Raw genomic sequence first — 26,412 nt, forward strand, 5'->3', positions numbered from 1 at the left:
TGTTGATTTAAAAAGCGGGCCACCCAATTTCAATGTATGGGTAAAAATAGCGCATTCGAGGTTGCCACCATGCAAGACGAGCAAGAGACAGACCCTGCAGCAGAAATGCCCGCGCGCGAACTGAGTCCGGCTGCGCGACGCGCGCTTGCCGAAGCGGAGGAGCGTCGCCGGCAGTCTGCGCAACCGGAGCCCGCTCCCGAAATCGGCGGTCGCGGCGGTGCAGATCCAGCGCGGTTCGGCGACTGGGAGATCAAAGGTCGTGCCATCGATTTTTGATAAGAAGATATCCCTATTGCTTGGCCCTGAATTACGGAATATATTCCTTTCATGGGCAAGATGATGACGGTCGCGATTTCTTTTCTGCTGTCCGGCGTGGCTCCGAGCGCTGCGGCGTCTCGTTCCATTGCGGGACCGGTGCAGGCAGATGTTGTGCGGGTCATTGATGGGGATACGGTCCTTGTTGAGGCCATGCCCTGGCCGGACCACAGGATCAGTACCTATGTTCGATTGCGGGGCATCGATGCCCCGGAGATGAAATCCCGTTGCGCGGCCTTTCGTGGGGCCGCCAGACTGGCGCGGGAGCATTTGGCGACGCTGATGGCGGGTGAGACGCGCGTGACCCTGACCGCCATCTCGGGGGACAAATATTTCGGGCGGGTGGTAGCCGATCTTACCCTTGAGGACGGCCGGCGACCGGCGGTTCTTCTCCTGGAAGGTGGGCTGGTCGAGCCATATGAGGGCAGAACCAAGTCCAGAAAAGTATGCCCTGATTGACCGAACATCTTGACGGTCAGTGACCTGTGGCGCGGTGCTAGCTTGTCATGGCTTCGAGTGCGTTCCGCCGTCGCTCAGGAAATGGCGACCGAGGTGCCCGATCCCATCCTGGATATCGGCGGCGATGGCAGCCTTCAGGGCTTCTGCATCACGGGATATGATTGCGTCCATGGCTTCGGCGTGACGATCGATCCGGTAGCTCTCCTCCAGGTTGGCGGTGGCGAGACGCATGAAAGGACCGAGGCGCAGCCACACGGATTCCATCAGATCGAGCAGCACCGTACCCGCCTTCGGTTCGTAGAGCGTCCGGTGAAAGGAAAAGTTCAGTTCGGTCGAACGCAAGAGGTCGTTGGCCGTATAGGCCTCGCCGATATCAGCGTCGATCTTGCGGAGTTGCTGCAGTCTGTCCCCGTCGATGTGCGGCAGGGCGCGCTCGGCAGCGAGCGGTTCCAGAGCCAGACGTGCTGCAATGATCTCCTCGAACTTGGCCGGTGTCATGCGCGGGACGCGAACGCGGCGATTGTCCAGGTGTTCCAGTGCTCCTTCAGCCACCAAACGATGCAGGGCCTCGCGCACCGGCATGGTGCTGACGCCAAGATCTGCAGCCACTCCCTGGATCGTTATGGGAAGTCCCGGTGCCACCGCGCCACACATGACACGCGCACGCAAAGTGCGGTAGACCCTCTGCTTGACCGATTCTTCCGCCCTGCGCTCGCCTGTTGCCATTTCGTAACCAGATTCATGTTGAATGAACTGTCTATAAAGGACGCACGCAGTCGCGATACAAGCATATTTTAGCCTAGCGATCTCGTATCTCTTGAAATTTGATCAAATTGGAATTTGGTATATAGATGACATGCAGAGCGTCAGTGGCGCACGCGGCAAAAGCCCCTGTCGGGGTTAAGGGTTGGATATGACAAAAAAGACCATCGGCATTCTCGTCACCGGCCATTCTCCGGCCGAGCTCACGCCCGAATACGGCAATTATGCCGACATGTTCGCGGCGCTGCTTGGTGATTTCGACTTCTCGTTCAAGCGCTATTTCGTCGTTGATGGCGAGTTTCCGCAAAGCCCCACCGAAGTGGACGGATGGTTACTGACCGGCTCGAAGTTCGGTGTCTATGAAGATCACGGCTGGATCCGCAAGCTCGAGGATTTCATCCGACAGGTGCATGCAGCCAAGGTGCCGATGGTCGGCATCTGCTTCGGGCATCAGGTCATGGCGAAAGCGCTCGGCGGTCATGTCGAGAAGTTCAAGGGCGGCTGGTCTGCCGGTCCCGTCACCTATAAGCGCTCCGATACGGGCGAAGAACAGGTGCTGCTTGCCTGGCATCAGGATCAGGTGATCAAGGTGCCTGAAGGGGCTGAAGTCGTGGGCAAGACCGATGCCTGCGAGAATGCCGTCATCCGCTATGGAGACTGGGGGCTTTCCTACCAGCCGCATCCGGAGTTTTCGCCGCGTTTCTTCGAAGGGCTGGCCGAGGCGCGCAAGGCTGCCATTCCGGAACCGCTTTTCGAGCAGGTGAAGAAGGTCGACGTGCCGATTGCGACCGACAAGATCGCCCAGGAGATCGGCGAATTTTTCACGCGCGACCGCTGAAACCGGTCAGGACGCGGGGCCCGCGTCCCAGCTTTCCTTGATGAAGGCCTCGAAGAAATCCGAAAAGGTCGCCACCCTTAGCGGCAGTTGTTCGTAGGGCGGGTAGTAGAGCGTCAGCCAGATTTCCGGCGTCGACCATCCCGGCAGGACTTCGACCAGGGCCCTTTTCTGCAGATCCTCCTGCACGATGAAGCGGGGGAGCAGCGCAATGCCCTCCCCCTCGACGGCCAGTTTGCAGAGAAAATCCCCGTTGTTGATGGTGAATCGTCCCTGCGCTTCCACGGTCCTCGTCTGCCCTGACCGAGTCAATTCCCATGTCTCGGTCTTCGATTGGTCGTGGTAGCTCAGGCATTCCAGCGTCGTCAGATCCTCCGGCACCTTCGGCGTGCCGTGGCGCGCCAGGAAGGACGGCGCGGCGACGAGAAGGCGGGGCACAGGGCGGATCTTGCGCCAGATGGTCGACTTGTCCGTCGGAGGTCCGGAAATGCGGATCGCGAGGTCATAGTTTTCCTGGACGATATCGACAAAGCGGTCGGAGAGTTCGATCGCCACGCTGGTGCGCGGATGGATGATGGCAAATTGCGACAGGACGGTCGGCAGGACTTTCATGCCAAGCGACATGGGCGCCGAGACACGAAGCGAGCCGGCAGTCACCTTCTGCAGATCGCGGGTTTCTTCCGTCGCGCGGGCGAGGCCTTCTGCCAATGGCGCGACGCGGGCTGCGTAGGCCGCGCCGGCCGAGGTCAGCGACACCTTGCGCGTGGTTCGTAGAAGCAGCTGGACGCCGAGCTGTTCCTCAAGGCTGGAAACCGTGCGGGTGACCGACGCGGGTGTCATGCCGAGCAAGCGGGCGGCGGCGCTGAAGCTGCTTTGATCCGCGACCGTCAGGAAGGTTCTGATCGCTTCGAGCTCGCCCATCGGATTATTGCTCCCAATGAAATAATATCCTCAACATTACAACGGTTCACATCAGAAAAGCCATGGCCCATATTCGCTTCAACAGAACGAGACCGGCGCGAGTGCCGGGAAAGGATCAGAGCCATGCTTACCCAGATCAAAGGCCTGCATCACGTTACCTCGATGGCCGCGGATGCCCAGGAAAACAACGACTTCTTCACCAAGACCCTCGGCCTTCGCCGCGTCAAGAAGACCGTCAATTTCGACGCGCCCGACGTCTATCACCTCTACTACGGCGACGAAGTCGGCAATGCCGGTTCGGTCATGACTTATTTCCCCTTTGCCAATATGGGCAAGGGTGGCCGCGGCGCCGGCGAGGTTTCGGAGACCGTTTTCTCCGTGCCGAAGGGCACGCTCGGTTTCTGGCAGGAGCGCCTGTCGAAGGAAGGCGTGGAGGAGCTCGGCTCCTATTCGCTCTTCGGTGAAGACCGCCTGCGGTTTGCCGGTCCCGATGGTGACGGCTTTGCCCTGGCGGAAGTCGACGGCGACAGCCGCGTGCCGTTTGCCGGTGGTCCGGTCGGTGTTTCCGAAGGCATTCATGGCTTCCGGGGTGTGACCATGCGGCTGCGCGATGAAGGTGCCACAGGTGAACTCCTGAAGTTCATGGGCTACCAGCCGGTCGACAAGCAGGGTGACTTCGTGCGCTACGCAGTTCCCGGCGGCAATGGCGCCGATTATATCGACCTCGAAGTCCTGCCCGGTGCATCGCGTGCGATGCAGGGTGCAGGGTCGGTCCACCACGTGGCCTTTGCCGTTGAAGACCGGGCTGCCCAGCTCGAAGTGCGCAAGGCGCTGCTCGATACGGGTTACCAGGTGACGCCGGTTATCGACCGCGATTACTTCTGGGCGATCTATTTCCGCACGCCGGGTGGCGTGCTGTTCGAGATCGCCACGAACGAACCGGGCTTCAACCGCGACGAAGACACCGCGCATCTCGGCGAGGCGCTGAAGCTGCCGACCCGTTACCAGCAGTATCGTTCGCAGATCGAAGCCCATCTGCCCCCGATCCAGGACTGAACGCACAGCGAGGGCGATGCCTGTCACTCAGGCGTCGCCCCTGTTGCGGAGGAAAACATCATGGCAATCGACAGCTATATCCATCATCATCAGGCACCCCAGGGTGCCGCGCCGCTGGTCTTCACATTCCATGGGACTGGCGGAGACGAACATCAGTTTCCGGGGCTCATCCACCGGATCCTGCCCGAGGCGGGCATCGTGTCACCGCGCGGGGACGTGTCGGAATATGGTGCCGCCCGCTTCTTCAAGCGCACCGGCGAAGGCGTCTACGACATGACCGATCTCGCCGAGAGAACGGCGAAAATGGCGGGGTTCATCCGCGCTCATAAAGAGAAGAACCCGGATCGCCTGATCTACGGGCTCGGCTATTCGAACGGCGCCAATATCCTGGCTTCCGTCCTCTTCCAAGCGCCCGATCTCTTCGACCGCGTTGTGCTGATGCATCCGCTGATCCCCTTCGATCCGCCGGCACAGCCGGGGCTTGGGTCGCTCTCAGCCCTGGTCACGGCCGGCCAGCGAGACCCGATCTGCCCGCTGCCGCTCACCGAGCGACTGATCGCCTATTTCGAGGCGCAGGGGGCATCGGTCGAGACCTTCCTGCATCAGGGTGGGCATGAGGTCTCGCAAGGTGAGGTCGATGCGATCGCTACCTTCCTGCGGAAGGCCTGAGTTCCGGAACATCAAGTTGAAAAGGCCCGAGGCAGAGCTTCGGGCCTTTCGCATATCCGGGTTTTCAGCCGATACGGATGAGGGCCTTGATCAGGCCGGATTTTTCGCGCGCCCAGCGCGGCAGATCTTCCGCGATGTCACCAAGCGTCGTGCGATGGGTGATCAGCTGGTCGATCGGCACCAGGCCTTCCGCGATCGACTTGCGCACGTGCTCGAAATCGACGCGCGTCGCGTTGCGGCTGCCGATCAGCATCATCTCGCGCTTGTGGAATTCCGGATCGGAGAAGGTGATGTCCTCCTTCACGACGCTGACGAGGACGAGCGCGCCACCATGGGCGACGAAGCGGAAGGCGCGTTCCATCGAGGCACGATAGCCCGTGGCGTCGAAGACGACATCGAAGCCGTCGCCCCCGGTCAGGTCCGCGACCGTAGACTCAAGACTGTCATCGGCGAGAAGCCCCGATGTGAAGCCGAGGCGGTTCGCTGCCATCGACAGGCGCTCGCTGCTGGTGTCGAGCAAGGTGACCTCGTGGCCGGCGATGCGGGCGAAGATCGCTGTGCCGAGGCCGATGGGGCCGGCGCCGATTACCAGAGCCCTTGAACCCGCAGGTGACAGGGAGCGACGGACTGCATGCGCCCCGATTGCCAGAAATTCGACTGTGGCTGCCGCTTCAGGTGAAAGATCGTCTGCCGGATAGAGATTGCCAGCGGGAACGGTGATTTCCTCGCACATGGCGCCATCGGTATGCACGCCGAGCACGCGGATATTGGTGCAGCAGTTCGGCTTGTCCTTGCGGCAGGCGATGCAGCTTCCGCAGGCGATATAGGGATTGACGATGACCTTTGTGCCGACGGCGAGATCGACACCTTCGCCGGCTTCGCGGACGACTGCCGAGATCTCGTGGCCCATGACGCGTGGATATTCGAGGAAGGGGTGTTTGCCTTCGAAGATATGGTAGTCGGTCCCGCAGATCCCGACATGGCTGATGGCGATGCGGGCTTCGCCCGGCTTCGGGCGGGGTGCGGGATCGCGCTCGACGATGTCCAACCGGCCCGGTTCAACACACAATGCGGCCTTCATGCTGGTTCCTTTCGGTGGCCCGGCAAGGTTTTAAAAAAAGGGGATGCCATTCGCGGCATCCCCACCCTGGGAAAAATCAGCGGCTGCCGCGGCGGCGAAGCTGGTCGAAATAGACGATCAGGATGATCAGGGCACCGGTGATGATGCGCTGCCAGAAGGAGTTGACGTTCATCAGGTTGGCGCCGTTGTTGATCGTCGCCAGGATGAAGGCGCCGAGCAGCGGGCCTTGCACTGACCCGACGGCGCCGAAGAGGCTGGTGCCGCCGATGACCGAGGAGGCAATCGCCTGCAGTTCCCAGCCTTCAGCCTGAGTGGCATTGCCGATCCCAATGCGCGAGGCGAGCAGGATGCCGACGAAGGCGGCGCAGGTGGAGGACAGGATATAGGCCAGGTAGATCGTGCGGTTAACGTTGACGCCGGAGAGACGTGCCGCTTCGCTGTTGGAACCGACCGCGAAGAGATAGCGGCCCCAGCGGCTCAGGTGCAGGAACACATAGGCCGGCACGGCGACCACGATGACCATCCAGAAGAGGCTCGGGATTCCGAGGAAGTCGGCACGGGCGAAATTGGTGAAGGCCTCGTCGGTGATCGAGATGGTCGAGCCATTGGTGATCAGGAGGCCGATACCGCGCAAGGAGGTGAGCGTCGCCAGGGTGATGATGAAGGGCGGCAGGCCCATGCGGACGATGCCGAAGGCGTGGAACATGCCGATTGCGACACCCATCAGCAGCGTCAGGATGATGGCGATCCAGACGGGAACACCAGCAGCCAGCAGCCAGGCGATGATGACGCTGGCGAAACCGACCACGGCGCCGACCGAAAGATCGATGCCGGCGGTGATGATGACGAAGGTCTGGCCGACGGCGAGGATCGCCGTCATTGCGCCCTGACGCAGCAGGTTGCTGATGTTGTTGGGCGTCCAGAAGCTGTTGGTGGCAAAGCCGAGCAGCAGCCAGAGGAAGAGCAGGAGGCCGAGCAGTGTGAGGCTGAAGAGGATGCTCATGCCCCTCTTCGGCGCGACCTTGGTCTCGGTGGTGTCGGTGCTCATTGGTGTCCTCCCAGTCGTCTTTTCATGTCGTTTGTTCTCAAGCGCATCCGCATCACACGCCGATCGCCTCGGTCAGCACGTCCTCGTGCGAGGCGCTCCGGTAATCGTGGCTTGCCACCAACTGGCCCTGTCGGAACACATGCAGCCGGTCCGCCAGTTCGTAGACCTCGGGCAGGTAGGACGAGATCAGGATGATGCCGGCGCCCTGTTTCAGTAGTTCGGCAAAGAGGCGGTAGATTTCCGCCTTGGTGCCGACATCGACGCCGACGGTCGGTTCGTCGAAGATGAAGAGGCGTGCGCCGTGGCTCAGCCACTTGCCGATGACGATCTTTTGTTGGTTGCCGCCGGACATGGCGGAGGCCAGCACGGCACGGGTCGGCGTCTTGATCTTCAGATCGTTGATCTGCTTGTCGGCGTTTCCGGCTTCGAGCTTCGGGCTGATGGTGAGGCCTCGGCTCAGGCGACCGAAGACCGGCAGGTTGATGTTGAGGCCGATCGGCAGGTTGAGGCACAGGCCTTGGTCGCGGCGGCTTTCGGGGGCGAGCGCAATGCCGAGATCCATGGCCTTGCGTTCGGTGTCGATGACCACCTTCTTGCCGTCCCAGAAAATCTCGCCCGCGCTGCATTTCTGGCGACCGTAAAGGCCGAGGGCAAACTCGCTGCGGCCCGCGCCGATCAGGCCATAGAGGCCGACGATCTCGCCGGAGCGGACGGTGATCGAGACATCCGAGAAGCCCGGGCCAGACAGGCCTTTCGTCTCCAGGATGGTCGCGCCGATCGGCAGTTTTTCCTTGTGGTAGATCTGCTCGATCGAGCGGTTGATCATCAGCGAGATCAGTTCGGCGTCATTGGTCTCGCCGATCAGGCGGGTGCCGACATGGGTGCCGTCGCGCAGGACCGAGACGCGGTCGGCGAGCTCGAAAACTTCTTCCATGCGGTGGCTGATATAGACAATGGTCACGCCTTCCGACTGCAGGCGGCGGATGAGGCGGAAGAGCTGGGCGGATTCCTGGCGCGTGAGATAGGCGGTTGGCTCGTCGAAGATCAGGAAGCGGATGCCGCGCATCGCGGCGCGGGCAGTGGCCACCAGCTGCTGCTGGCCGATCGTCAGATTGCCGAGGATTTCGCCGGCCGGCAGGTTGAAGCCGAGGTCATCGAGAACGTTCTGCGCGGCCGTGGTCATGGCGCGCTGGCGCATGATGCCGCCGGACGACATCTCGTCGCCGAGGAACATGTTGGCGGCGACGGAGAGGTGCGGGCAGAGAACGACTTCCTGGTGCACCGCATTGATGCCGCGCTGGATCGCTTCGTTCGGCGTGGCGAGCGCAACCGGCTTGCCGCACCAGCGGATCTCGCCCGATGTGCGCGGAATGACGCCTGTCAGAAGCTTGATGAGAGTGGATTTACCGGCGCCGTTTTCGCCGACGATGGCGTGGATTTCACCGGCGAGGAAGGTCACGGTCGCAGGCTTCAGGGCCTCGACGGTGCCATACTTCTTCTGCAGGCCGACGAGCTCGAGGATCGGCGTTCCCGGCGGGATGCGGTCGGTCTCCAGCAGTTCCGGCTGGTCGTCATGCCGGTGGCTCACATCGTGCAGCGAAGTCATGTCATTCCTCCCAGATTACAGCGAAAGCGGCCGACGCCTCCCGCGTCCGCCGTTTCCGATCCGGCACGCGCGACGGATGCCGCGCGTGCCGAACTCTCGATCAGTTGACCTTCGGGTTCAGAAGGGCATCGATCTTCGGGTCAGCCATGTTGGCCTTGGTCACGAGGTTGGCGCCGGTGTCGACGAAGGTCTCGACCTTCTCGCCCTTGGAGACGGCGAGTGCTGTCTTCACGCCGTCATAACCCATGCGATACGGATCCTGGACGACGAGGCCGGCGAGAACGCCTTCCTTGAGGAAGCCGACGGTCTTTTCGTCCGAGTCGAAGCCGATGACCTTGATCTTGTCACCGAGCTTGTTTTCGGCGATCGCCTGGCCAACGCCCTGCGCCATGATCAGGTTGGAGGCGAAGACGCCGACGAGGTTCGGGTTGGCGGTGATCAAGTCGGTCATCATGTTGAGACCGGTCGTTGCCTGGCCATCCGCATATTTGTCGGCGACTACCGTCAGGCCCGGATATTTGGCCTTGATCTGCTCCATGAAGCCTTCATGGCGCTGATCGAGCGAGCCCACGCCCGGCAGGCTGGTGATGATGGCGATTTCGCCCTCTTCCTTGCCTGTCGCCTCCTTGATGGCCGCGGCAAGGCCGTCAGCGGCGATGCGACCGCCCTGGACGTTGTCGGTGGTCAAGAACGAGGTGAAGGCCTTGGAATCGGCGCTGGAGTCGATGCCGATGATCGGAACGGACTTTGCAGCTTCATCGATCGGCTTGCCGAGTGCCTTGAACTCGGTCGGCGAGATGACGACGGCGGCCGGCTTGCCGGCGACGGCGTTCTCGAGGATGCTGATCTGGCCGTTGATGTCGGACTCAGACTGAGCGCCCAGTTCCGGCACGTTCACACCGAGGTCCTTGCCTGCGGCGCGAGCGCCGGCGAGCACGATCTGCCAGTAGAAGGACGTGGTGTCCTTGACGATGATCGGGATCGTCACGTCCTGGGCGAAGGACGCTGCCGGCATCATCGACGTCATCATTGCAGCGCCGGCGATCCCCATGAGGGCGCGGCGAGTCATGCTCTTCAGAATGGTCATTGTGGGTTCTCCTCTCAACGCGTCCTGTTCCTCCGGTGAGATCGGCCCGCAGAACGCAACCAGGTCGATCTTTATCGATAAAAAACATTTTATCGAGGCACGCTACTCCAGCAATCTGGAGAATGCAAGCGGGCAAAAGCGGTCTCCTCCAAACCCCTTTCGCCCTTGTTTTCAGGGCATTCCGGACCCTTTCAGACCCGGTGAACCTCTTCCGGATAAACGACGCCCTTCTTCAGGATGACGTTGCCGTAAATCCGCAATTCCGTGGTCGCGACGATGTAGGCCGCTGTCTGCGCCCGCTCGTAAAAGGCAAAACGCTCGAGGCTTTCGAGCTGGAAATCACCTGCCAGCCTGGTGATCACAGACTGGAACTCGGCACAAATTTCCGGGACCGCATGCGGGTCGCCGACGACCTGCATGCGCCAGGCCGCATCGTCTACGAACTGGTCGAGCGGCATATGCGCCAGCATCGCCTCCAGGATCTCGACGGCGCCGACGCCATCGGCGCGGATGACCGGCGGACCCATGGTCGAGGCCGGAAAATTGCCATCGGCAATCACGATCTCATCGCCGTGGCCCATGGTGGCGATGGCATGCAACAGGTCGGGTCCGAGCAGGGGATGGATGCCTTTCAGCATGGTGCGCTCCTATTCCCGGACCGCGTCATCGCCGAGCGGCGGTGCGACCAGCGTATGGGCCTCGAACGGGGCGAAGGCAGAGGCCGGCAGTTCCTCCGCCGTCAACGCCATGTTGCGGTCGAGGCTTTCCGGCTTTGCCGTGCCGATGATGACGGAAGCAACCGCCGGATGATGCAGCGGGAACTGCAGGGCAAACTGAGCGAGCGGCTTGCCGGCCTGCTTCGCCAGATCTTCCATCGCGCGCACCTTGCCAAGCACTTCGTCGGTTGCCGGCGTGTAGTCGAAATGCGCACCCGGAACGGCGCCCGTTGCCAGGATGCCGGAGTTGAACACGCCGCCGGCTGTGATCGAGGTGCCGCGCTTTTCGCAGAGCGGCAGCAGTTCCTCGACGGCGGAACGATCCAGCAGCGAATAACGGCCGGCCATCAGGATGACGTCGATGTCGATGTCGGCCATCATCTCCAGGCAGGCCGGGACTTCGTTGACGCCAAGGCCAAAGGCCTTGATCGCGCCGGAGGATTTCAGCTGGTCAAGGGCCTTGTAACCGCCGTCGCGGAGCTGCTTGACGTAGTGGTCGTTGACGGCGCGGCCATGGGTGTAGACGCCGATATCGTGAGCATAGAGGATGTCGATGCGATTGAGGCCGAGGCGGGCATAGCTGAAATCGACGGACCGCATGATGCCGTCATAGCTGTAGTCGTAGACCAGCTTGAAGGGCAGCGGATCGACGAAGCCGACATTCGGGATCTGGTCCTTCGGCACGGGCGCCAGTAGGCGGCCGACCTTGGTCGAAAGCACATAGCTGTCCTCCGGCTTGTCGCGCAGGAAGTCGCCGACATAGCGCTCGGCCTGGCCGAAGCCGTAATGCGGGGCCGTGTCGAAATAGCGGATGCCGTGGTCCCAGGCGGCCTGCAGCGTGGCAATCCCGACATCGCGGGGGCAGGGGCGGTAGAGGCCGCCGAGTGGGGCGGTGCCGAAGGAGTATTCGGTCACTTCGAGGGCGGTCTTGCCGATGCGTCTCGTCTTCATGCTGATATCCGGATCCCTGTTGTCGAGGTCAGAGCGTGGCACCGAGGTGCCACGGCACGAATTCGTTGTCGCCGTAGCCGAAGAGCTCGCTCTTGGTCTTCTTGCCCGAGGCGGTCTCGATGATCAGATCGAAGATGTCGCGGCCAAGCCCGGAGACGCTGGCATCCCCCGTGGCGACCACGCCGCAATCGATGTCCATGTCCTCTTCCATCGACTTGTAGAGCGCAGTGTTGCTCGTCAGCTTGATGGAAGGCACCGGTCGAGAGCCGAAGCAGGAACCGCGGCCTGTCGTGAAGGCAATGACGTTTGCGCCGCCTGCCACCTGGCCGGTCGCGGAGACTGGGTCGTAACCGGGCGTGTCCATGAAGACGAGGCCGTGCTCGGTGACGCGTTCGGCGTAGTTGTAGACGGCCGTCAGCGGTGAGCGTCCGCCCTTGGCGACGGCACCCAGCGACTTTTCGAGAATGGTGGTGAGACCGCCCTTCTTGTTGCCGGGCGAGGGATTGTTGTCGAGGGAGGCGCCATGCTGGGCGACATAGGCCTCCCACCAGGAGATCAACCCGTCGAGCTTGACGGCGACGTCTTCGTTGACGGCACGGCTGCGCAGGAGATGTTCGGCACCGTAGATTTCCGAGGTCTCGGAGAGGATCGCCGTGCCGCCGGCGCCGGCCAGAATATCGACGGCAACGCCGAGCGCCGGATTGGCGGTGATGCCGGAGAGGCCGTCAGAACCGCCGCATTGCAGGCCGACGATGATCTCGCTGACGGAGATCGGTTCACGACGGAGCGTGCCGACTTCGGCTGCGATCTCCTTGAGGATCGCAAGGGCGTTTTCCACGGCGCGGCGTGAGCCGCCGGCATCCTGGATGTTGAAGTGACGCTTGGAGGCGCCGGCGCCGCTCTGGCCGTAAAGCGTCAGCTGGTTCACTTCGCAGCCGAGGCCGACCATCAGCACGCCGCCGAAGTTCACATGCCTTGTGTAGCCGGCTATCGTTCGGTGAAGCGTGCGCATGCCGTCACCGGTCGAGCTCATGCCGCAGCCCTGGTCGTGGACGATCGGCACGAAGCCGTCGATGCCCTCGTAATGCGGCAGGATGGTGCGGTTGGCGGCATCCGCAATGGCGCGACAGACCGTGGTGGAACAGTTCACACTGGCGATGATGCCGATATAGTTGCGGGTGGCTGCACGCCCATCGGCGCGGCGATAACCCATGAAAGTGCGCCCCTTGTCGGTGGCTGTTGCGGCTTCGGGCTGGGCAAGTCCGCTGACCGAGAGGCGGTCTTCATCGAAAGCGAGATTGTGGGAATGGACATGGTCGCCAGCGGCAATGTCCGTGGTCGCGCGGCCGATCGCCTGGGCATATTTGACGACCGGTTCGCCCTTGCGGATCGCGCGGACAGCGACCTTGTGGCCGGGATCGATCTTGGTCGCCGCAGACGCACCGCCGGGCAGGAGATGCCCCGGCTCAATTGCAACAGTGGTCACGGCAACATTGTCGTCCTGCGAAAGCAGGATGCAGGCTGGTTTCGACACCCGATGTTTCTCCCATGCGTCCGGTGGCACCGGATCCTGTGTTTTGTCTTTTATCGGCAATAGACAGTTGCTCGTCAATGGGTATTATATCGATAAAGAACAAATTGCTCCAGTAGTGAGCAGGGAGGAGAGCTACCCGGATCAGAAGAAGGCAGACCGCCGCAATCGGTGGTTTCCGTTGCGCGAACTCGTGTCTTGCGCCATGAGGCGAAAGATCGACCCGCCCGCATCATTTTAACCCAGGCAGAGCCATGGCTAAGCAGAACACCGTCTTCAAGGACGCCTACAACCGCACGCTGAAGCTGATCGAGGAAACGGACACGCTTCCCTCGGAGCCGGAGCTTGGCGGTCTCTTGAGCGTCAGCCGGACGACGGTGCGAGCGGTTCTGACGCGGCTCGGCGAGGTCGGGCTGGTGGCCTGGGACAAGCGCTCCAAGACGGTGTTGCGCAGACCGACCGGATCGGACTACTTCCCCGACGAGGAAACGAGCTCTCTGTCGGAGATCATCGAGCGCAGCTTCATGCGCCGCATCCTTGCTGGCGGTGCCCAACCGGGCATGCAGATCAACGAGCTGGAGCTCGCCCGCGAGATAGGCATCGGCACGACCAGCGTGCGGGAATTCCTCATCCGTTTCAGCCGGTTCGGCCTGATCGAGAAGCGTCCGAACAGCCATTGGGTGCTGAAGGGCTTTACTCGCGAATTTGCGCTCGAGCTGACCGAAGTGCGCGAAATGTTCGAATTGCGATCTGCAGCGGCCTTCGTGCATCTGGCCGAAGATCATCCTGCATGGTCAGAGCTCAAGGCGGTCGAGGCGCAGCATTACGCGTTGCTCGCCGATATCGACAATCGATACATGGAGTTTTCGGAGCTCGATGAGCGCTTTCACCTGCTCGTTCAGAAGGCATCGAGCAACCGTTTCATCATCGATTTCTACGACATCATTTCCATCGTCTTCCACTACCACTACCAGTGGAACAAGACGAATGCGCGGGCGCGCAACCAGCGGGCGCTCGAGGAACACATCGACTATATCAAGGCTCTCTTCTCGCGCGATCCATCGGCAATCGAAAAGGCCTGCCGCCAGCATCTGAAATCGGCGCGCGAGACGCTGCTGCAATCGATCCAGGAGACCGTCTGATCCATGAACACGCCCATCCTGCAATTCGGCACGAGCCGGTTTCTCCAGGCGCATGCCGATCTTTTCGTCAGCGAAGCCATGGAGGTCGGCAAGGCTTTGGGCGCCATCACCGTGGTGCAGACGAGCGGCGATCCGCAGCGCGCGGGGCGGATCGGGGCCTTGTCCGCGCCGGAAGGCTTTCCGGTCATCATTCGCGGGCTGGAAAACGGGGTGCCGGTGGAGCACACCGTCAGGGTCCGTTCGGTTGCTCGATCGCTGTCGACGGCGACGGATTGGGCCGAGGTTACCAGGATCTTTGTCGACGAGGCGCGTGTCGTTCTCTCCAACACCGGCGACAAGGGCTATGCGCTGGTCGATGGCGACAGTCTGGACGGCGTACCGCAGTCCTTCCCGATGAAGCTTCTGGCGCTGCTCAAGGCACGCCACGAGGCTGGCGGCGGTCCGCTGACAATCCTTCCTTGCGAGCTGATCTCGCGCAACGGCGATGTGCTGAAGCGGTTGATTGCCGATCTGGCCGCGCATCATGTGTCAGATCCTGACTTCGATGCCTGGCTTTCCGAGCGGGTGATCTGGGGCAATACGCTGGTCGATCGCATCGTCTCCGAGCCGATCGAGCCGGCAGGGGCAATCGCCGAACCCTATGCGATCTGGGCGATCGAGCGGCAGCCGGGTCTCACCGTCCCTTGCGAGCATGCCTCGATCAAGGTGGTCGATGATCTGACGCCCTATGAGCGGCTGAAACTGCATATCCTCAATCTCGGCCATACAGTGCTGGCCAATCGCTGGCTGAAAGACAAACGAGCGGAGGCGGAATGCGTCAAGGACATCCTGGCTGATGCCGCGATCCGGGTGGAGCTTGAGGCGATCTACGCGCAAGAGGTCGTGCCGGGTTTTCGTCAGCATGGTCTGGGCGACGAGGCGGAGGCCTATGTCGCGACCACGCTGGAGCGCTTCCTCAACCCCACTCTGGACCATCGACTGCGGGACATTGCAGGTAATCATGCTGAAAAGATCGTCCGCCGCATCATCGGTTTCCAGGACTGGTGTCCCGGGGTCGCCATGCCGAAGCTCTCGGTGATTGCCGGTCGCTGAAGCCGGCCATCAGGCCGGTGGCTGACCTTTCGAGCGCATGCGCCGCCGGAAGGCGGTGGGTTTTTCGACGAAACGTTCGCTGAAGGCCTCGTAGAAACGCGAGACCGATCCAAAGCCGCTTTCGAAGGCGACGTCGGTGATCGACAGATCGGTCGAGATCAGGAGGGACTGGGCCGTGTCGAGACGGTGGCGCACGATCGCCTGGTTGATGGTGTGGCCAACGGCGCGCTTGAAGATCGACATGGCGTAGTTGGGATGCAGCGCCACAGCGCGTCCGACATCCTCGGCCGAGATATTTTCCAGCGCGTGCTCGGCGATGAAGCGCAGCATGCGTTCGATGTGCTCGACGCGCTCGCTGTCGTTGGCGCTGAAGCTGGCAATCGCCGAGCCCTCCTCGCGCAGATCGCGCCAGCCGTCGCGTTCGATCCTGAGAACCCGCGCCGTCAACTCGTTGCGTACGATCTCGGTCAGGTTCTCGTCACCGGCGAGCAATTCCTCCCGCCAGCGCTGGAAGATGTCCCGGTCCCAGGAACGGATTTCCAGCGCCTCGATCATGGCGCCGCGAAAGACGGCATCGCGGAAACGGCTCAAGTTTGCGAGGCCAAGGAAGACCGACATCGGGACATAGAGGCAGACGAAGCGCGTGCCCTCGCGCCGGTCGATCACCTGATGCGGGATCATGCCCCAAAACAGACAGAGGCGCCCCTCGTCGACGGTCAGTTCACGACCGTCAAACCAATAGGTCATGTGGCCTGAAAGGACAAAATTGAGTTCGATCTGGCTGTGCATGTGCGGCCCCGCCATGCGGTTCACCGTCAGGCTTTCACCGGCACAAAAGCGGTGATCGCCGAAGATCACCAGAGGATGTCGCGGATCATGGTCCGGGTGCACCGGAACGGATTCGTCATCCAGAAGGGGTTTCAGATGTTCCAAATCTTAGGATCCCGGAAAACTTCCGCCAAAACTCGGTAGATTATTACGGGTTTGAATCCGATGATCAAGGTGAGCTGACATTTTGCTCCGGCGGGATCCGGAGCCTGGCTCCATGCATGATATGCATAACGGTCATAGGGAGGAAAACATGACCTTTTTCAAAAGCCTGAGCAGCCTTGCTCTGGGCGCTGCCCTTCTGTCGTCTACCGCATTCGCCGGTGAAATCGTCATCAACTCCGACCACTCCGATCCGGCGCCGAAGAAGGCGATGGAAGAGCTGATCGCCGACTTCCAGAAGGCCAATCCCGATATCACGGTAAAGTGGAACAACTTCGACCACGAAGGCTACAAGTCCGCCATCCGCAACTTCCTGACCGCCGACGCGCCCGATGTCGCCGCATGGTACGCCGGCAACCGCATGGAGCCCTTCGTCAAGGCCGGCCTGTTCGAAGACGTCTCCGATGTGTGGGAAGCCAATGGTCTGAACGATCAGCTGAAGTCGGCTTCCGCCTCGATGACCATTGACGGCAAGAAGTGGGGCGTTCCCTACACCTACTATCAGTGGGGCATCTACTATCGTAAGGACATCTTCGCCGAACAGGGCATTACCCCGCCGAAGAACTGGGCAGAATTCCTGGCTGCCTGCGAAAAGCTGAAGACGGCCGGCATCACGCCGATCACGATCGGCACCAAGGCATTGTGGCCGACGGGCGGCTGGTTCGATTACCTCGACCTGCGCGTCAATGGCTACGAGTTCCACATGGAGTTGACCTCCGGCAAGGTTCCCTACACCGATCCGCGCGTGAAGGCCGTATTCGAAAAGTGGGGCGAGCTGGTCAAGGCTGGCTACTTCAACGAGAACCACGCCGCGATCGACTGGCAGGACGCCATCCCGCAGATGGTCCAGGGCAAGGCCGCTATGTATCTGATGGGCAACTTCGCGGTTGCCACGATGAAGGACGGCGGCCTGAAGGAAGAGCAGATCGGCTTCATGCAGTTCCCGGAAATCACGGCCGGCATTCCGATGTCGGAAGAAGCTCCGACCGACACGTTCCACATCCCGTCGGGTGCGAAGAACAAGGAAGACGCGAAGAAGTTCCTCGCCTACCTCGCTTCGCCTGAAGCCCAGACGAAGATGAACGCGACGCTCGGCCAGCTGCCGGTCAACAACAAGGCCGAAAAGCCGGCGGATCCGTTCCTCAGCGCCGGTTTCGAAATGCTGTCGAACGCCCATGCGCTCGCTCAGTTCTATGACCGCGACGCCAACGCCGAAATGGCGAAGGCCGGCATGGAAGGCTTCCAGGAATTCATGGTGAAGCCTGACAACCTGGACAAGATCCTGGAGCGGTTGGAGAAGATCCGCGCACGTGTCTACAAGTAAGCCATAAGGCTCCCTGCGCCGGGTGCCGTGGACCTTCGGGCCCATGGCATCCGGTTGCCGTTTTCCTTTTCCTCAGAGGTGCCGCCATGAGCAACACCGTCCCGTCTTCGTCCGGCTTCTGGAAACGCAACCAGCAAACGCTGGCGCCATTCCTGTTCCTGGCGCCCGGCATGCTGATGTTCCTGATCTATGTGCTCGTCCCGATCTTCGAATCGATCTGGATCAGCTTCCATGACTGGGATGGTCTCGGTGCGATGACCTGGATCGGTCTCGGCAACTACGTCGAACTGGTCGATGACGACACCTTCTACACCTCGCTTTACAACAACCTGATCTGGCTGGTGCTCTACCTGCTGTCGATCCCGGCCGGTCTTGCGGTTGCGCTCTTCCTCAACCAGACGGTCGCCGGGATCCGGGTCTACAAGTCGCTGTTCTTTTTCCCCTTCGTGATCAGCCAGGTTGTGGTCGGCCTGATGTTCACCTGGTTCTACGCCCCGGATTTTGGTCTTTTCTCGAAGCTCACAGAAATGCTGTTCGGCGAACAGATCGCCGTCCTCGCAGACGAGCGCTACGTGACCTACGGGATCATCGTCGCCGGTCTCTGGCCGCAGACGGCCTATTGCATGATCCTCTATCTGACCGGTCTCAACAACATCAATCCCGAGCAGGTCGAGGCCGCCCGCATGGACGGTGCCAAGGGTCTCAAGCTTCTGTGGTACGTGATCCTGCCGCAGCTTGCGCCGGCAACCTTCATCGCCATGGTCGTCACCGTGATCGGCTCGCTGCGCTCCTTCGACCTCGTGTCGATCATGACCGCCGGTGGCCCCTACGGCTCGAGCTCCGTCCTGTCCTACTTCATGTATGAGCAGGCGCTCTCCGAATATGGCTTCCGCATGGGTTACGGCGCATCGATCGCGGTCGTGCTGTTCCTCATCATGATGGTCTTCATCTCGCTCTTCATCGTCCGCATGCTCGCCCAGGAAAGGAACGCCTGATGTTCCCCACGCCGATCCAGAAGGCCTCGCCCTTTGCGCAGATGGCCTACAAGATCCTGCTGCCGGTTGCGCTCTTTCTCTGGCTGTTGCCGCTGATCGGCGTTGCGATCACGTCGGTTCGCCCGGCCGGTGATCTGGCCGCCGGCAACTATTTCGGCATCCCTTCCGGCTTTGCCGGTTTCGAGAATTATTCGGCGGTCTTCAACAACTCGCCGATCGGCTATTACATCCTGAATTCCTTCAAGGTGACCATCCCAACGGTGATTGGCGCCGTAGCGCTCTCCTGCCTCACCGGCTTTGCGCTGGCGGTCTACAAGTTCAAGGGCAATCTCGTCCTGTTCTTCATGTTCGTCGCCGGCAACTTCATCCCGTTCCAGATCCTGATGGTTCCGGTTCGCGACATGACGCTGCGCGCGGGCCTCTACGACACGACCATGGGCCTCGTTCTCTTCCACGTCGCCTTTCAGACCGGTTTCTGCACGCTGTTCATGCGCAATTTCATCAAGGGCCTGCCCTTTGCGCTGATTGAATCGGCGCGCGTCGAGGGGGTCTCCGAATGGCGGATCTTCCGCTACATCGTGCTTCCGCTGATGCGTCCGGCAATCGCTGCCTTGTCCGTGCTGATCTTCACCTTCGTCTGGAACGACTACTTCTGGGCAACCGTTCTGGTGCAAGGCCAGCATGCCATGCCGGTAACGGCGGGTCTCTATTCGCTGAACGGCCAGTGGGTCGCCGCCTGGCATCTCGTATCCGCCGGTTCGATCGTTGCGGCTCTGCCGCCGGTCGCGATGTTCTTCCTCATGCAGCGCCACTTCATTGCCGGCCTTACACTCGGAGCGACCAAGGGATGAGCGAAATCGTCATCATCGATTCGGGCCAGCTGGCGCTGAGCCTGCGCTTGCCGGAACTCGGCATGCCGGAGATCCTGTCCTTCGGCGCGGAACCGGTCGAAGCCGATCCCCTGTTCGAGATCGAGCGCTCCAGCCGGGTCAACGGCATGGATATCGCCGTGCCCTCGAACGTGCTCCTGCCGACGGGCGGCATGGGCTTCTTTGGCTGGCCGGCGATTGCAGGTCATCGCGGGGGCCGCGATTTCGTGGCGCAGTTCGGCGGCTGGACCGTCCACCGTGACGGCAATCAGACGGTGCTCAAAGCTGTCGATTCGGTCGCCCGGCTCGGCATTGCCATTACGCTCACGGCGCATGACTCCGGCCTCATCTCGATGGCGACGGAGTTAAGCAATCTGGGCGAGGCGGATTATCAGCTTGATCGCTGCATGGCGGCGACCTTCCTTGCACCTGCCGGCGATGTGCAGGTGATGAGCTTCACCGGCATCTGGGGGCGCGAGTTCCAGACGCGGCGCGAGCTTCTCGGCAATGGTACCTGGATCCAGGAAAACCGTCGCGGGCGCACCTCGCATGATCGCTTTCCGATGCTGTTCATCGAAAGCGAGACCCAGATCTTTGGCGTGACGCTTGGCTTCAGCGGCAACCATCAGATGGTGATCGACCGCACCGATGATGGCCAGCGGCTGGTGCATCTCGGAGAGCTGTTCGAGCCGGGCGAGATGATCCTCGCACCGGGCGAAAGCTATGAAAGCCCGACAGCCTACGCCGGTGCCGATACCGAAGACTTCCACGCCTTCGTCCGCGAAGAACTGACCACCTGGCCCGGCGGCAAGATGAGCACGCGCCCGGTGACATTGAACACCTGGGAAGGCAATTATTTCGACCACCAGATGGACTCGCTGAAGGCCCAGGCGACAGCCGCTGCCGAACTCGGCATCGAGCGCTTCGTGCTCGACGACGGCTGGTTCGGCAAGCGTGACAACGACACCACGAGCCTCGGCGACTGGGATATCGATGCGCGTAAATACCCTGATGGTCTGAAGCCGCTGGTCGATCACGTGACCGGGCTTGGCATGCAGTTCGGCATCTGGTTCGAGCCCGAGATGGTGAACCCGGTGTCCGAGCTCTACAAGGCGCATCCCGACTGGGCGCTGACCATGGAGGGTCGCCCTATCCTGGAATCACGCACCCAGCTGGTGCTGGATCTGACCCGTCCCGAGGTCTCCGACTATCTCTTCGGCAAGATCGATGCGGTGCTGTCCAACCATGCCGTCTCCTACATCAAGTGGGACATGAACCGTGATCTGACGCATGCGGCCGGTCGCGACGGCAAGGCGAAGACTGCCGCCCAGACGCGTGCAGTCTATGCGTTGATGGACCGCATTCGTGCGGCTCATCCCAATGTCGAAATCGAAAGCTGCGCCTCCGGTGGCGGCCGTATCGACTACGGCGCCTTGAAGCGCACCCATCGCGTCTGGACGTCCGATTGCACGGATGCGCTGGAGCGGCTGGAAATCCAGCGCGGCGCTTCGGTCTTCGTGCCTCCGGAAATTCTCGGCAGCCATATCTCGGCCTCGCCGAACCATCAGACCGGTCGCCGCCATACGCTTGCCTTCCGGGCATTGGTGGCCATTGCCTATCATCTCGGTGTGGAGCTCAACCCGCTCGAACTCACCGATGAGGAGCGCGACGAACTCAAGGTCTATATCGAGACCTACAAGCGGCTGCGCGATCTCTTGCATGCGCCAGGCGCCAATTTCCGCATGGAGCCGATCGACGGCCGTTATGTCTGGGGTGCGGCTTCGGACGAGAAGATCGTGGTGATCGTCGCTCAGGGGCCGCAGATGGTGGGCGAACAGCCAGCACCGCTGCGTCTGCCCGAGCACGTGACCCAGTTTGGCGGCCAGTGGCGGATCAAAACCGTGCTGCCGGCAGAACCACCATTCATCCGTATCTCCGAGGGGCAGAAAGCGCTGCTTTCCGGCGGTGTCAGTTTCGCGCTTTCCAGTGCCGGACTTGCCGGCCTGCCGCTGCCGATGCTGACGCCCGAAAGCGCTCTTCTCCTCGAACTCGAACCGATCAAGGGAGGCAAGACCCATGGCTGATGTAAGCCTGCGTGGCGTCAAGAAACAGTTCGGCGCGCTCAGCGTCATCAAGGGTGTGGATCTCGACGTGAAGGACGGCGAGTTCTGCGTCTTCGTCGGCCCCTCCGGCTGCGGCAAGTCCACGCTTCTGCGCATGATTGCGGGCCTCGAGGAGATCACCTCCGGTTCGCTTGCGATCGGTGGCCAGGACATGACCAGCATCGGCCCGTCCGAGCGCGGCGTTGCCATGGTCTTCCAGTCCTATGCGCTTTATCCGCATATGACCGTCGAGGAAAACATCGGCTTCGGTCTGAAGATGACCGGCCATTCCAAGGCTCTGATTGCAGAGCGCACCGCCGTTGCCGCAAAGATGCTGCAGCTCGAGCCGCTTTTGCAGCGCAAGCCCGGCCAGCTTTCCGGCGGCCAGCGCCAGCGCGTCGCCATCGGCCGTGCCATCGTGCGCAATCCGGAAGTCTTCCTGTTCGACGAACCGCTGTCGAACCTTGATGCAGCACTTCGCGTCCAGATGCGCACGGAGCTTTCCAAGCTGCATCAGGATCTCAAGGCGACGATGATCTACGTGACGCATGACCAGGTCGAAGCCATGACCATGGCCGACAAGATCGTCGTGCTGTCGGCAGGCCAGATCGAGCAGGTCGGCTCGCCGCTCGAACTCTACCACCGCCCGAACAATCTCTTCGTTGCCGGATTCATCGGCTCGCCGAAGATGAATTTCCTCAAGGTTCAGGCTTCGGCTGCCGACGGTGTTGCCGTGGTGCGTCTGCCCGGGGCAGAGATCTCGATCCCGACGCATGGGGCGAGCGTTCCGGCTGGTGAGATGACCTTCGGCCTGCGTCCCGAGCATATCGACGCGACCGGCAAGGGCGATGTCGTCATCGAGGCGACCGTCAAGCTCGCCGAATATCTGGGGTCTGAGACGCTGTTCTTCGTCACGCTTGCCGATGGCTCGGAGCTTGCCGTGAAGGCCGATGGTCTGGCCAGCGAGAAGCCCGGCCAGACGCTGCGCCTCGGCATCAATGCCAAGGCCTGCCATCTGTTCGACAAGGACGGCAAGGCCGTCATCAATGGGGATCTGACACGATAATGCTGGGCGTCTGCTACTATCCGGAACACTGGGACGAAAGCCGGTGGAAAACCGACGCGCGCCGGATGCGCGAACTCGGCATTTCCTTCGTGCGTATCGGTGAGTTTGCCTGGTCTCGTCTGGAGCCCTCGCGCGGCAATTTCACCTTCGATTGGCTCGATCGGGCGATTGACGTGCTGCATGACGCGGGCCTGAAGGTCGTGCTCGGTACGCCGACCGCAACCCCGCCCAAATGGCTGGTGGACGAATGCCCCGACATCATCCCCTATGACGAGCAGGGCCGCCCGCGGGGCTTCGGTTCGCGTCGTCACTACACCTTTTCATCGGAGACCTGGTGGAAGGAAAGTGCGCGGATCGTCGAGATCGTCGCCAAGCGCTATGGCGAGCACCCCGGCATTGGCGGCTGGCAGACGGACAATGAATATGGCTGTCACGATACGACAGTCTCCTGGGGTCCTGAAGATCTGAAGAGCTTCAAGCGCTGGCTGCGGCTGCGCTACCAGTCGACGGATCAGCTGAACGAGGCCTGGGGTTCGGTCTTCTGGTCGATGGAACTCAACAGCTTCGACGACGTCGCTCTTCCGAACCTCACTGTAACCGAGCCGAACCCGGCGACGCGTCTCGACTTCTGGCGCTTCCATTCGGACCAGGTCGCGGCCTATGACAAGATGCAGTGCGAGATCATCCGCAAGCATTCGCCGGGGCGCTGGATCACTCATAACTTCATGGGTTTCGTGTCCGACTTCGACCACTTCAAGGTCGGCGACAATCTCGATCTGGCCTCCTGGGACAGCTATCCGATCGGCTTCGTCGAGAAGTTCCCCTTTACTGAGGAAGAGCGCAATCGCTGGGCCGAGACCTCGCATCCCGATATCGCACCCTATCACCATGATCTCTACCGTGCCGTCGGCAAGGGTCGCTTCTGGGTGATGGAGCAGCAGCCGGGTCCGGTGAACTGGGCGCCGTGGAACCCTGTGCCGAAGCCCGGCATGGTGCGTCTGTGGACCTGGGAGGCGCTCGCGCATGGCGCTGATGTCGTCAGTTACTTCCGCTGGCGCCAGGCGCCCTTTGCCCAGGAACAGATGCATGCCGGTCTGAACCTGCCGGGTCTCGACGAGTGGTCGCCGGGCGGCAAGGAAGCCATGCAGGTGTCGGACGAATTGGCCGCCCTCGGCACGCTTCCCGAGACGAGCCAAGCCCCTGTCGCACTGGTCTTCGACTACCAGAGCTACTGGTCGACGATGATCCAGCCGCAGGGCAAGGATTTCCGCTACGAAGAGCTCTGCTTCCGCTGGTACGAGGCCCTGCGCCATCTTGGCCTCAATGTCGATTTCGTCCGCCCGGGCGCATCGCTCGAGGGTTACCCGCTCGTTGTCGTTCCCTGCATGACGGAGGTGACCGAAGCGGCACGCGCCGAGCTCGAGAAGGCCAAGGGCGTTGTGGTTATTGGCGCGCGAACGGGTTCCCGCGACCGCAATTTCCGTATTCCAGAAAACCTGCCGCCCGGTGCGCTCGGCGCACTCACGGGCAATCGCGTCGTACAGGTCTCCTCCCTGCGTCCGGGTCTCTCGGATGGCGTCTCCGGTGTAGTTTCGGGTCATGCGATCCGCTGGCGCGAATATCTGGAGACCTCGGCTTCGGTGCTCGCGACCTTCGACAATGGCGATCCGGCGCTGACCGAAAAGGGCAATGTGCTCTACCTCGCCTGCTGGGCGGACGCCGATCTGCTGGCCGAGGTGTTGGAGCTGGCCACCAAGAAGGCCGGTGTTGCGACGCTGCGCGTACCCGACTCCATCCGCATCCGTCGCCGCGGCGATCTCGTCTTCGCCTTCAACTATGGAAGCGAGGACTGGGCACTGCCTGCCGGTGCCGAGCCGGTGTTGGGCGAGCGCGTGCTGAAACCGCAGGCGGTCGCCGCCTGGCGGGCCTGAAATTGGAAGTTCACTCGGGGCCGGCGTCATGCCGGCCCTTTCCGTTCCGGCCGGATCTGTTCGGAACTCATCGATGGCTCACCGGTTTGACCCTCGAACCCCACACGAGGAGACGAACACATGGCCGATTATCCGACACCGCCGTTCTCGCAGGAGAAGGTCCCCATGCCGGGCCGGACTGCCGACATGAATCCGCGGCCTGATCACGGCGAAGAAAGCTACAAGGGCTCCGGAAAGCTCGAGGGTCTGAAGGCGATCATCACCGGTGGCGACAGCGGGATCGGGCGCGCCGTGGCGATTGCCTATGCGCGGGAAGGTGCCGATGTCCTGATTTCTTATATCGAAGAGGATGAGGACGCGAAGGATACCGCCCAGTGGGTGGAAAAGGCCGGTCGCAAGGCGGTGCTGGTTCGGGGCGACATCCAGAATGCCGATCATTGCCGCGAGATCGTGGACACGGCGGTCCGCGAACTCGGTGGCGTCGATATTCTGGTCAACAATGCCGCCCACCAGGCGTCGTTCGAAGACATCACCGAGATCCCGGATGAAGAGTGGGAACTCACCTTCCGGGTCAACATCCATGCGATGTTCTATCTGACCAAGGCTGCCGTGCCGCATATGAAGAATGGCGGTTCGATCATCAACACGGCGTCGATCAATTCGGATAGCCCGAGCCCCAATCTCCTCGCTTATGCGACCACCAAGGGCGCGATCCAGAACTTCACCGCCGGGCTGGCGCAGATGCTGGCGGAAAAGAAGATCCGGGCCAATGCCGTGGCTCCCGGTCCGATCTGGACGCCGCTCATTCCGTCGACCATGCCGGAGGAAAAGGTGAAGAACTTCGGCAAGCAGGTGCCGATGCAGCGCCCCGGCCAGCCGGCGGAGTTGCAGACGGCTTATGTGATGCTGGCCGATCCGCTCTCAAGCTACGTTTCCGGAGCGACGATCGCGGTGACCGGCGGCAAGCCGATCATCTGAGGCGCTGTCGCTTGCCTTTCATGCATGGCGTGGCATGGTGCGCGCCATGAACAAAGTGATCCTGATCATTCTCGACGGGCTGCGTTACGACGCGGCCCGTACCTGTCTCGGCTATCTGGAAGGGCTTGTCGCAGCCGGCCGCGCCGATGTGCGCAAGCTCACCTGCGAACTGCCGGCCATGTCGCGGCCGCTGTATGAGACCTTGCTGACCGGGCGAAAGCCCGTAGACCACGGCGTGGTCAGCAATGGCGTGGTGCGCCGTTCGTTGGGGGATAATCTCTTCGCGCGGGTTCGGGCGCAGGGTGGCGTGACGGCTGCGGCCGCCTACCATTGGGTGTCGGAGCTTTATGTGTCCTGCCCGTTCGACCGCTATCGCGACCGCATTCTCGTCGATGGGACCGGCGATATCACCCATGGCGTCTTCTACTGGGATGACGCCTATCCCGACGGCCATCTCTTCGCCGATGCCGAATGGCTTGTCCGCTGCAAGGCACCCGACTTTCTCCTGCTCCACCCGATGAATGTCGACGACGCGGGCCACAAGCATGGCGGCGACAGTGTCGGCTATCGCAACGCGGCCCGGACACAGGGAGATCTGCTTGCGCGGCATGTGCCTGGCTGGGTCGAGGCCGGTTACAGCGTAATCGTGACTGCCGATCACGGCATGGGTGATGACGGCAATCATGCCGGGCCGACGCCTCAGGAGACCGTGGTTCCGTTCTACACGATCGGCTTCCGGCTGGAGCGAGATCAGCCTTTTGCGCAAACAGAAATCGCCGGTCTGGTTTGCCGACTGATGGACGTCGATCCCGGCTCGATGCCTACCTTCGACGGAGCCATCGAGCGCGTCTGACAATCTGCGCCTGATCCGGTCTTGCTGTCGTCC

At 61.7% G+C, this 26,412-nt stretch carries 25 protein-coding genes; 15 read left to right on the forward strand and 10 right to left on the reverse strand.

Annotation, left to right across the window (positions count from 1 at the left end):
* Window positions 1–69 precede the first annotated feature (69 nt).
* Together ACT53S_RS18825 and ACT53S_RS18830 are read left to right on the forward strand one after the other, a co-directional pair.
* Entirely contained in the window at window positions 70–276 is a 207-nt protein-coding gene (locus ACT53S_RS18825) for a DUF1674 domain-containing protein (protein ID WP_113377880.1), read from the forward strand.
* Window positions 277–327: 51 nt separating this feature from the next.
* The gene (locus tag ACT53S_RS18830) at window positions 328–774 is read left to right on the forward strand and encodes a thermonuclease family protein (protein WP_476068096.1); all 447 of its coding nucleotides are present in this window, start codon (window positions 328–330) and stop codon (window positions 772–774) included.
* A gap of 45 nt (window positions 775–819) precedes the next feature.
* Here ACT53S_RS18830 and ACT53S_RS18835 read toward each other — a convergent pair whose 3' ends face one another.
* Window positions 820–1,500, reverse strand: coding sequence for a GntR family transcriptional regulator (locus tag ACT53S_RS18835; protein ID WP_142072963.1), 681 nt, complete (start codon window positions 1,498–1,500; stop codon window positions 820–822).
* A 187-nt stretch (window positions 1,501–1,687) separates the two neighbouring features.
* On the opposite strand from ACT53S_RS18835, the gene ACT53S_RS18840 reads away from it, so the two are divergent.
* Window positions 1,688–2,374: a type 1 glutamine amidotransferase gene (locus ACT53S_RS18840; protein WP_476068097.1), complete on the forward strand. Its 687-nt coding sequence runs from the start codon at window positions 1,688–1,690 to the stop codon at window positions 2,372–2,374.
* A 6-nt stretch (window positions 2,375–2,380) separates the two neighbouring features.
* Here the strand turns inward: ACT53S_RS18840 and ACT53S_RS18845 are convergent, their stop codons facing one another.
* Window positions 2,381–3,292 (reverse strand): LysR family transcriptional regulator, encoded by a 912-nt coding sequence (locus tag ACT53S_RS18845; protein ID WP_476068098.1) that lies wholly within the window; start codon window positions 3,290–3,292, stop codon window positions 2,381–2,383.
* Window positions 3,293–3,415: 123 nt separating this feature from the next.
* On the opposite strand from ACT53S_RS18845, the gene ACT53S_RS18850 reads away from it, so the two are divergent.
* Window positions 3,416–4,348, forward strand: coding sequence for a ring-cleaving dioxygenase (locus tag ACT53S_RS18850; RefSeq protein WP_476068099.1), 933 nt, complete (start codon window positions 3,416–3,418; stop codon window positions 4,346–4,348).
* 60 nt (window positions 4,349–4,408) lie between these two features.
* A complete protein-coding gene (locus ACT53S_RS18855; protein WP_476068100.1) occupies window positions 4,409–5,017 on the forward strand; it encodes an alpha/beta hydrolase in 609 nt (202 codons plus the stop codon).
* Between the two features lie 64 nt (window positions 5,018–5,081).
* On the opposite strand, the gene ACT53S_RS18860 is transcribed toward ACT53S_RS18855, so the two are convergent.
* The 7 genes from ACT53S_RS18860 to ACT53S_RS18890 all read right to left on the reverse strand — a co-directional run bounded on the left by ACT53S_RS18860 (window position 5,082) and on the right by ACT53S_RS18890 (window position 13,040).
* Window positions 5,082–6,098 carry a zinc-binding alcohol dehydrogenase family protein gene (locus ACT53S_RS18860; protein ID WP_476068101.1) on the reverse strand — a complete coding sequence of 339 codons (1,017 nt, stop codon included), beginning with the start codon at window positions 6,096–6,098 and terminating at the stop codon, window positions 5,082–5,084.
* Between the two features lie 76 nt (window positions 6,099–6,174).
* Window positions 6,175–7,146 carry an ABC transporter permease gene (locus ACT53S_RS18865; RefSeq protein WP_113377887.1) on the reverse strand — a complete coding sequence of 324 codons (972 nt, stop codon included), beginning with the start codon at window positions 7,144–7,146 and terminating at the stop codon, window positions 6,175–6,177.
* 52 nt (window positions 7,147–7,198) lie between these two features.
* Window positions 7,199–8,752 (reverse strand): sugar ABC transporter ATP-binding protein, encoded by a 1,554-nt coding sequence (locus ACT53S_RS18870; RefSeq protein ID WP_476068102.1) that lies wholly within the window; start codon window positions 8,750–8,752, stop codon window positions 7,199–7,201.
* 100 nt (window positions 8,753–8,852) lie between these two features.
* Window positions 8,853–9,839, reverse strand: coding sequence for an ABC transporter substrate-binding protein (locus ACT53S_RS18875; protein ID WP_142072975.1), 987 nt, complete (start codon window positions 9,837–9,839; stop codon window positions 8,853–8,855).
* Window positions 9,840–10,030: 191 nt separating this feature from the next.
* Window positions 10,031–10,477, reverse strand: coding sequence for an RbsD/FucU domain-containing protein (locus ACT53S_RS18880; RefSeq protein ID WP_142072978.1), 447 nt, complete (start codon window positions 10,475–10,477; stop codon window positions 10,031–10,033).
* Between the two features lie 9 nt (window positions 10,478–10,486).
* On the reverse strand, window positions 10,487–11,506 hold the full coding sequence (locus ACT53S_RS18885) for an aldo/keto reductase (protein WP_476068103.1): 1,020 nt from the start codon (window positions 11,504–11,506) through the stop codon (window positions 10,487–10,489).
* 28 nt (window positions 11,507–11,534) lie between these two features.
* Window positions 11,535–13,040, reverse strand: coding sequence for a UxaA family hydrolase (locus tag ACT53S_RS18890; protein WP_476068104.1), 1,506 nt, complete (start codon window positions 13,038–13,040; stop codon window positions 11,535–11,537).
* Between the two features lie 251 nt (window positions 13,041–13,291).
* Here ACT53S_RS18890 and ACT53S_RS18895 point away from each other — a divergent pair, with 251 nt between their 5' ends.
* Both ACT53S_RS18895 and ACT53S_RS18900 read left to right on the forward strand, forming a co-directional pair.
* Complete coding sequence (locus tag ACT53S_RS18895) at window positions 13,292–14,179, forward strand: FCD domain-containing protein (RefSeq protein ID WP_476068105.1); 888 nt, start codon at window positions 13,292–13,294, stop codon at window positions 14,177–14,179.
* Between the two features lie 3 nt (window positions 14,180–14,182).
* Window positions 14,183–15,271 carry a mannitol dehydrogenase family protein gene (locus tag ACT53S_RS18900; protein WP_476068106.1) on the forward strand — a complete coding sequence of 363 codons (1,089 nt, stop codon included), beginning with the start codon at window positions 14,183–14,185 and terminating at the stop codon, window positions 15,269–15,271.
* Between the two features lie 9 nt (window positions 15,272–15,280).
* On the opposite strand, the gene ACT53S_RS18905 is transcribed toward ACT53S_RS18900, so the two are convergent.
* On the reverse strand, window positions 15,281–16,204 hold the full coding sequence (locus tag ACT53S_RS18905) for a helix-turn-helix domain-containing protein (protein WP_113377895.1): 924 nt from the start codon (window positions 16,202–16,204) through the stop codon (window positions 15,281–15,283).
* Window positions 16,205–16,352: 148 nt separating this feature from the next.
* On the opposite strand from ACT53S_RS18905, the gene ACT53S_RS18910 reads away from it, so the two are divergent.
* From ACT53S_RS18910 to ACT53S_RS18945, 8 genes are all read left to right on the forward strand, one after another.
* The gene (locus tag ACT53S_RS18910) at window positions 16,353–17,585 is read left to right on the forward strand and encodes an ABC transporter substrate-binding protein (RefSeq protein ID WP_476068107.1); all 1,233 of its coding nucleotides are present in this window, start codon (window positions 16,353–16,355) and stop codon (window positions 17,583–17,585) included.
* An 86-nt stretch (window positions 17,586–17,671) separates the two neighbouring features.
* Complete coding sequence (locus ACT53S_RS18915) at window positions 17,672–18,580, forward strand: carbohydrate ABC transporter permease (protein WP_476068108.1); 909 nt, start codon at window positions 17,672–17,674, stop codon at window positions 18,578–18,580.
* Window positions 18,580–19,431: a carbohydrate ABC transporter permease gene (locus ACT53S_RS18920; RefSeq protein WP_476068109.1), complete on the forward strand. Its 852-nt coding sequence runs from the start codon at window positions 18,580–18,582 to the stop codon at window positions 19,429–19,431. Before ACT53S_RS18915 ends, ACT53S_RS18920 begins: the two co-directional genes overlap by 1 nt.
* A complete protein-coding gene (locus ACT53S_RS18925) occupies window positions 19,428–21,533 on the forward strand; it encodes an alpha-galactosidase (protein WP_476068110.1) in 2,106 nt (701 codons plus the stop codon). The genes ACT53S_RS18920 and ACT53S_RS18925 overlap by 4 nt, the downstream gene beginning before the upstream one ends.
* Window positions 21,526–22,617: an ABC transporter ATP-binding protein gene (locus ACT53S_RS18930; RefSeq protein ID WP_476068111.1), complete on the forward strand. Its 1,092-nt coding sequence runs from the start codon at window positions 21,526–21,528 to the stop codon at window positions 22,615–22,617. The genes ACT53S_RS18925 and ACT53S_RS18930 overlap by 8 nt, the downstream gene beginning before the upstream one ends.
* Window positions 22,617–24,548: a beta-galactosidase gene (locus ACT53S_RS18935; RefSeq protein ID WP_476068112.1), complete on the forward strand. Its 1,932-nt coding sequence runs from the start codon at window positions 22,617–22,619 to the stop codon at window positions 24,546–24,548. Before ACT53S_RS18930 ends, ACT53S_RS18935 begins: the two co-directional genes overlap by 1 nt.
* Window positions 24,549–24,668: 120 nt before the next feature.
* Complete coding sequence (locus ACT53S_RS18940) at window positions 24,669–25,526, forward strand: SDR family oxidoreductase (RefSeq protein WP_476068113.1); 858 nt, start codon at window positions 24,669–24,671, stop codon at window positions 25,524–25,526.
* 46 nt (window positions 25,527–25,572) lie between these two features.
* Window positions 25,573–26,379: an alkaline phosphatase family protein gene (locus ACT53S_RS18945; protein ID WP_476068114.1), complete on the forward strand. Its 807-nt coding sequence runs from the start codon at window positions 25,573–25,575 to the stop codon at window positions 26,377–26,379.
* The last annotated feature ends 33 nt before the right edge of the window (window positions 26,380–26,412 follow it).

It is taken from the genome of Allorhizobium sp. DMC15 (assembly GCF_056314065.1).